Here is a 6,654-nt window from a genome sequence, read left to right as displayed (position 1 = left end):
TGCCGTCCCACTCGTGACCCGTGGTGGTCTTGCCGGTGACCTGATCGTATTCGCCTTGATGTGCGTGGTCAGCCATTATCGTCTCTCAATCGTCTTGCAGCGGCACGCGCGCCGCCTCGTCGAACGCCTGCTTGTTCTTCGGCCAGAGCGCGTAGGCCAGGATTGCGAAGAAGGCCAACATGAACACGGGCGTCCACCACGACAGCACCAGCGTGGACGCGAAGTTTTCGATCGACAGGATCGCTTTCATCGCGATCTCCCTCAGCGCAGATTGGCTTTTTCGTCGTACAGCTTGAAGTCGACGAGCGTGCCGAGCATTTGCAAGTACGCGATCAGCGCGTCGAGTTCGGTGGGATCGCCACCCTGTCCGTCGAAGTTGCGAACCACGGCCTTCGGATAGCGCTTGAGCAGATCCGCAGCGCCGGCCCCGTCAGGATCGACCTGGGCGGCGACATCGGCCGCGGCCTTCTTGATGTCTTCGTCGGTGTAGGGCACGCCGAGAGTGCGGTTGGCGCGCAGATGGTCGGCGAGCGAGGCGACGTCGACCTTGTTGTTTTCGAGGAAGGCGTAGTTCGGCATCACCGACTGCGGCACCACCGAACGCGGGTTCATCAGGTGCTTGACGTGCCAGTCGTCCGAGTACTTGCCGCCGACGCGCGCCAGATCAGGACCGGTGCGCTTGGAGCCCCACTGGAACGGATGGTCGTACATCGACTCCGCCGCCAGCGAGTAGTGGCCGTAGCGCTCGATCTCGTCGCGCAGCGGGCGGATCATCTGCGAGTGGCAGAGATAGCAGCCCTCGCGGATGTAGACGTTGCGCCCCGCGAGTTCGAGCGGGGTGTAGGGACGAATCCCGTCCACCTTCTCGATCGTGCTCTTGAGGTAGAACAGCGGAGTGATCTCGACCAGGCCGCCGATCGCGATCACCAGGAGAATCCCGACGATCAGGACGATCGAGTTGGTCTCGAAGATTTTGTGCCGGCTCCAGACAGACATCTTGACGTTCCTTACTCGGCGGCCTGCAGGGCGACGCTGGGCTGCGTCTCGGACGATTCACCGACCCGAACCGTCATCAGAGATTGTAGGCCATGATCAGCGCACCGATGAGGAACAGGCCTCCGCCGGCGGCACGGATGACGTAGAAGGGATGCATCGCTTCGACGGTTTCGATGACGAATATTCGAGGAAGCCGAGCGAGGTGTAGGCGCGCCTCATCAGGCCCTGGAGGATGCCGGACACCCACATCGCCGAGATGTAGAGAACGATGCCGAGGGTGGCGATCCAGAAGTGCCAGCTCACCAGCTTGAGCGAGTAGACCTGCTTGCGGCCCCAGATCCACGGCACCAGGCAGTACAGCGCGCCGAAGGAGACGAAGCCGACCCAGCCGAGCGCACCGGAGTGCACGTGGCCGACGGTCCAGTCGGTGTAGTGGCTGAGCGAGTTGACCGCCTTGATGGCCATCATCGGGCCTTCGAAGGTGGACATGCCGTAGAACGCGACCGACACCACCATCATGCGCAGCACGGGATCGGTGCGGAGCTTGTCCCAGGCGCCGGACAGCGTCATCAGGCCGTTGATCATGCCGCCCCAGGAGGGCATCCACAGCATGATCGAGAAGGTCATGCCGAGCGTCTGCGTCCAATCCGGCAGCGCCGTGTAGTGCAGGTGGTGCGGACCGGCCCAGATGTACAGGAAGATCAGCGCCCAGAAGTGGATGATCGACAGCCGGTAGGAATAGACCGGCCGCTCAGCCCGCTTCGGGATGAAGTAGTACATGATGGCCAGGAAACCGGCGGTGAGGAAGAAGCCGACCGCGTTGTGGCCGTACCACCACTGGAACATCGCGTCCTGCACGCCCGACCAGGCGATGTAGGACTTCGAGCCGAGGAAGCTGACCGGCAGCGTCGGGTTGTTGCCGAGGTGCAGCACCGCGATGGTGATGATGAAGGCGAGGTAGAACCAGTTGGCGACGTAGATGTGCGGCTCTTTGCGCTTCATCAGGGTCGCGAGGAACACCAGAAGGTACGTCACCCAGACGATGGTCAGCCACAGGTCGGCGTACCATTCGGGTTCGGCGTATTCCTTCGACTGCGTCACGCCGAGCAGATAGCCGGTGCCGGCGATGACGATGAAGAAGTTGTAGCCGATCGCCACGAACCAGGGCGCCAGGTCACCGGCGAGCCGGGCCCGCGAGGTCTTCTGCACCACGTAGAACGAGGTGGCGAGCAGCACGTTGCCGCCGAAGGCGAAGATCACCGCCGAGGTGTGCAGCGGGCGCAGCCGCCCAAAGTTCACCCACTGGGCGATGTTGAGCCCGGGGAACGCCAGCTCGAGGGCGATGTAGAGGCCGGCCGAGAAGCCGGCGATGCCCCAGAACATCGCCATGAAGCTGAGAAACTTGATCGGCGCCAGATTGTAATTCGGCAGGCCGTTGATCTCCTGCGGCGGCAAACCGGCCCGGTTGCGGTAGCGCAGGATGATGGCAAACACCGCCCAGGCGCTGATCGCCGCGGCGAGTGATGCATGGAACGCGAACGGTGCGTCCTTGGCGAAGATCGCGGCGTAAATCGACAACGCCGTGGTCAGTGCGAACACGATCGTGAGGCCGCCCTCACCGAGGGTGATCCGTTTGGCATTCAGAGCTTGATTCATCTGAGCGTTCTTTTCTTCGGCGGGCAGTTTGGAAAAGCACCAAACCCGGATTGCCCATCGCACGTTTGATCGAAATCAAAATGCACAAAGTTGCGCCAAGGCGATCGGCGCGGCAGCTTGTCGATGAAATGCCTCGAAATTGCAAGAACCAACGCCGCTCGATGCGGCGGCCCTCGTTCGAATACGAGCGAATTTCAAGAGGGCGCTAGACCAAAGTACGAGATCGAATCTCAGCTAACGATTCGCAATCGCTTAAAGCTCTACAAACCGGAGTGGACCTACTATTCGACCACCATCAGCGCTTGTGATGCGAGCTAGTCGAACACCGGGACGATTCGTCGCGCAGGACGAACGAATCGTTCGGACGCACGAATCTAAATTGCGAAAAATTTCGTTTCCGGTCGTTCGCCTGTCGTAATCGTGCGCGGGGAATCGTGCCGGGAGTCAGCCGCGCTGGCGCTCGTAGGCTTTGAGGTGCGTGTAGATGACCCGCAGCCGCGGCACCGGAATCTTCGCAGCATCGGCGCGCGTGATCAGGTCGCCGATGACATGATCGGCTTCGACTTTTGCACCTGCCTGGATGTCGCGAAACATCGAGGCCGTGAGCTTGGATCCTTCGGCCAGCAGCATGCCGCGCGTCCGCTCGATAAACGGCTGTCGTGGGGTGTATCCGGCAGCCTTTGCAACCGAGGAAATCTCGTCCAAAACGCCCAGCATGAACTCGCTGCCACCCGGCGCCGCGAGGATGTCTCCGGTGGGCGCGCGCATCAGGCTGGTCGAGCCGGCGAGCGTCGCCAGGAAGGTCCACTTCTCCCACATCTCCTGCAGGATGACGCTAGATGCATTCACGTCGAAGCCGGCGCCGCCGAGCGCGGTCGCAATCGCCGTGACGCGATCGCTGGTGGCGCCGCTGCGTTCGCCGAACGTGATGGAATTCATCGGCGCGAGCTGCACGACATGGCGTTGCGCGTCGAGCATCGCGGCGATGACGCATTGACCGCCGAGCACGCGGTCGGCGCCGAATTTGCCGTCGAGCACGTCGAGATGCCTCATGCCGTTGAGCAGCGGCAGCACCGTAGTCTGCGGCCCGACGCCCGGCGCGAACGAGGCGATGGCGTCGTCCAGATCGAACGCCTTGCAGCTCAGCAGCACCAGATCGTAGTCGGGCTTCAGCTGCGCCGATTGCAGCGCGGGCGGATTGGCAATGGTGGCGTCACCATGCGGGCTCTTGATGACAAGGCCGTCTCGCGCCAGCTCGGCGGCACGGCCCGGCCGCACCAGGAAGGTCACGTCGCGCCCGATCTGCAGCAGCCGTCCGCCGAAATAGCCACCAATCGCGCCGGCGCCGACAATCAGAATCCGCATCGTGTCCTCCCGTTTCTTGTTGTTGTAGCATCAGGCGTCCGCGCTGCCGATGACCGGGCGCGCAACGATGACCCGGCTTGTCGTCATAGCGGCCGCGCCAAACGCCTCAGCCATACATCTCTTCGACGTCACGGAGCTGTTCTTTGCCGAAGAACATCTCCTTGCCGACGAAGAAGGTCGGCGAGCCGAATGCGCCGCGATTGACGGCGTCTTCGGTGTTGGCGATCAGCCTGGCCTTGACGTCCGGCTCCTGCGCGCGCGTCAGCAGCTTCTTGGCGTCGAGGCCGGACGATTCCAGCGCCGCGATCGCGATCTCGAGGTCGTCCATCTTCTTCGGCTCTTCCCACATGTGGTGGAATGCCGCCGCGACGTATGTTTCGAACACGCCCTCGAGCTGCGCCGCGACCGCGGCGCGCATCAGATTGAGCGTGTTCACCGGAAAATGCGGATTCCAGATGTAAGGCTTGACGCCGTAGCGGCGCAGGAAGCGGTCGGTTTCGAGCGCGTGAAACTCGCGCTTGTTCTTGATGCCGGCGAGCGTTTCGGCCGGCGACTTGTTGTTGGTCGCCTTGAAGATGCCGCCGAGCAGAACCGGTACGTACTCGAACTTCGCGCCGATGCGCTTCTCGATCGCCGGGATCGCCTCGTGCGCGAGGAAGGCGTTGGGACTGCCGAAATCGAACAGGAATTGCGGGGCGGGCTGGCTCATGGTTTCTCCCGGAGTGCGCGGTGGTGCGCTTATATGATTGATGTCATGCAATGAAGCCTAGCGGGTTGTGCCGCCGCGATCAACCGCCGGATCGGAGCAAGAAGAAACAGCTTAAGGCAACAACCTTGGAGCAACGCCGCGGCACCGCTTTTCGCGCGGCGAGATTTCCGGGCTATAAGACCTCTACCGTTGCAGGAGCCCGATCGATGTTGACCGTCCACCACCTCAACAACTCCCGCTCGCAGCGCGTGCTGTGGCTGCTCGAAGAGCTCGGCACGCCCTACGAGATCAAGCGCTACCAGCGCCAGCCCAACATGATGGCGCCACAGGAGCTGCGCGCCGTGCATCCGCTGGGCAAATCGCCGGTGATCACCGACGGCCCGAACACCGTCGCCGAATCCGGCGCGATCATCGAATACATCGTCTCGACCTACGGCGACGGCCGGCTGATCCCGCCCGCCGGCACGCCGGAGCGGCTGCGCTACACCTATTGGCTGCACTACGCCGAAGGCTCGGCGATGCCGCCGCTGCTGATGAAATTGCTGTTCACCATGATGCCCAAGCGCGCCCCGGCGCTGATGCGTCCGCTGGTGAAGGCGGTCGCCAAGGCCGCACTGACCGGGTTCGTCGATCCGCAGCTCGAGCTGCACAAGAACTACTGGGAGAGCGAACTCGCCAAAAGCGAGTACTTCGCCGGCCCGGAGTTCACCGCCGCCGACATCCAGATGAGCTTCCCGCTCGAAGCCGCCTCGTCGCGCGGCGGCCTCGATCAGCGCTACCCCAAGGCCCAAGCCTGGCTGGCCAAAATCCACGCCCGCCCCGCCTATCAGCGCGCGCTGGAAAAGGGCGGGCCGTACGAGATCGGGAAGGCTTAAAGTAACAGCTCCGACTAAAGCAATGACCGGCGCGCCGAGCACAGCAGCCCCCTCTCCCGCTTGCGTGAGAGGGCGGGGGTGAGGGAGCCCCAGGCACTGCGCTTGCCGCTACTTCCCTCGACGACATCGAGAGGTGGTCGCCCGCGTCGCCCTCACCCCAACCCTCTCCCGCAGGCGGGAGAGGGGGCGCGCTTTGCTTGGGGAGAGGGGAGCGGCTTACGTTGGCCCTACCCCATCGTCGGCAACGGCATCACACTCACTCCGGGCGGTGGGACGTCGTCGTCGGGGACGAAGAAATCGGACATCAGCTGCGACGACGGATCGACGCGGTAGCGTTCGAAATCGGTGACGCCGGATTCGTACAGCACCTTGTCATCGATACAGAACTGGCCGGTGAAGTCGCGTGACGGCTTGGTGAGGATCGCGTGGGCGGCGTCGCCCATGATCTCCGGCGTGCGGCTCGCCCGCATCATGGCGTCGCCGCCGAGCAGATTGCCGACCGCGGCGGTGGCGATCGTGGTGCGCGGCCACAGCGCGTTGACGGCGACGCCGGCGCTCTTGAGCTCGCCGGACAGGCCGAGCACCACCATGCTCATGCCGAACTTCGCCATCGTGTAGGCGGTCGAGGCGGCGAACCATTTGGCCTTCATATCGAGCGGCGGCGACAGCATCAGGATGTGCGGATTGGCCGCCTTCTTCAGATGCGGAATGCAATATTTCGACACCATGAAGGTGCCGCGGCTGTTGATGCCGTGCATCAGATCGTAGCGTTTCATGTCGGTGGCCTGCGAATTGGTCAGGCTGATAGCGCTGGCATTGTTGACGCAGATGTCGAGCCCGCCGCACCGCTCCACCGTCTTGCCGATCGCCTCGATGACCTGCGCCTCGTCGCGGATGTCACACAGCAGCGGCAGCGCCTTGCCGCCAGCCGCCTCGATCTCCTCGGCCGCGGTGTAGATCGTGCCCTTCAGCTTGGGATGCGGCTCGGTGGTCTTGGCCGCGATCGCGATGTTCGCGCCGTCGCGGGCGGCCCGCAACGCGATGGCAAGCCCG

The 6,654-nt window shown here is 63.4% G+C and carries 6 protein-coding genes and 1 pseudogene; 1 reads left to right on the top strand and 6 read right to left on the bottom strand.

Translation table 11 applies throughout. The features are described 5' to 3' along the window. Positions 1 to 85 precede the first annotated feature (85 nt). From I5M_RS17235 to I5M_RS17210, 5 genes and pseudogenes are all read right to left on the bottom strand, one after another. Positions 86 to 250, bottom strand: coding sequence for a cbb3-type cytochrome c oxidase subunit 3 (locus I5M_RS17235; RefSeq protein WP_022722528.1), 165 nt, complete (start codon positions 248 to 250; stop codon positions 86 to 88). A gap of 11 nt (positions 251 to 261) precedes the next feature. Then, on the bottom strand, positions 262 to 996 hold the full coding sequence (gene ccoO / locus I5M_RS17230) for a cytochrome-c oxidase, cbb3-type subunit II (RefSeq protein WP_022722527.1): 735 nt from the start codon (positions 994 to 996) through the stop codon (positions 262 to 264). 11 nt (positions 997 to 1,007) lie between these two features. Next, positions 1,008 to 2,652: pseudogene (gene ccoN, locus I5M_RS30030) on the bottom strand (cytochrome-c oxidase, cbb3-type subunit I). A 444-nt stretch (positions 2,653 to 3,096) separates the two neighbouring features. Then, on the bottom strand, positions 3,097 to 4,017 hold the full coding sequence (panE, locus tag I5M_RS17220; RefSeq protein WP_022722526.1) for a 2-dehydropantoate 2-reductase: 921 nt from the start codon (positions 4,015 to 4,017) through the stop codon (positions 3,097 to 3,099). Between the two features lie 106 nt (positions 4,018 to 4,123). Further along, positions 4,124 to 4,726 carry a 2-hydroxychromene-2-carboxylate isomerase gene (locus tag I5M_RS17210; protein ID WP_022722525.1) on the bottom strand — a complete coding sequence of 201 codons (603 nt, stop codon included), beginning with the start codon at positions 4,724 to 4,726 and terminating at the stop codon, positions 4,124 to 4,126. Between the two features lie 206 nt (positions 4,727 to 4,932). Here I5M_RS17210 and I5M_RS17205 point away from each other — a divergent pair, with 206 nt between their 5' ends. Continuing rightward, positions 4,933 to 5,601 (top strand): glutathione S-transferase, encoded by a 669-nt coding sequence (locus I5M_RS17205; RefSeq protein WP_022722524.1) that lies wholly within the window; start codon positions 4,933 to 4,935, stop codon positions 5,599 to 5,601. Between the two features lie 227 nt (positions 5,602 to 5,828). On the opposite strand, the gene I5M_RS17200 is transcribed toward I5M_RS17205, so the two are convergent. Next, the coding region (locus tag I5M_RS17200; RefSeq protein WP_022722523.1) for an NAD(P)-dependent oxidoreductase at positions 5,829 to 6,654 on the bottom strand (826 nt) is incomplete at its 5' end.

The organism is Rhodopseudomonas sp. B29 (assembly GCF_000333455.1).
Classification (GTDB): Bacteria; Pseudomonadota; Alphaproteobacteria; order Rhizobiales; family Xanthobacteraceae; genus Rhodopseudomonas.
This window is presented reverse-complemented; position numbering and strand designations above follow the sequence as displayed.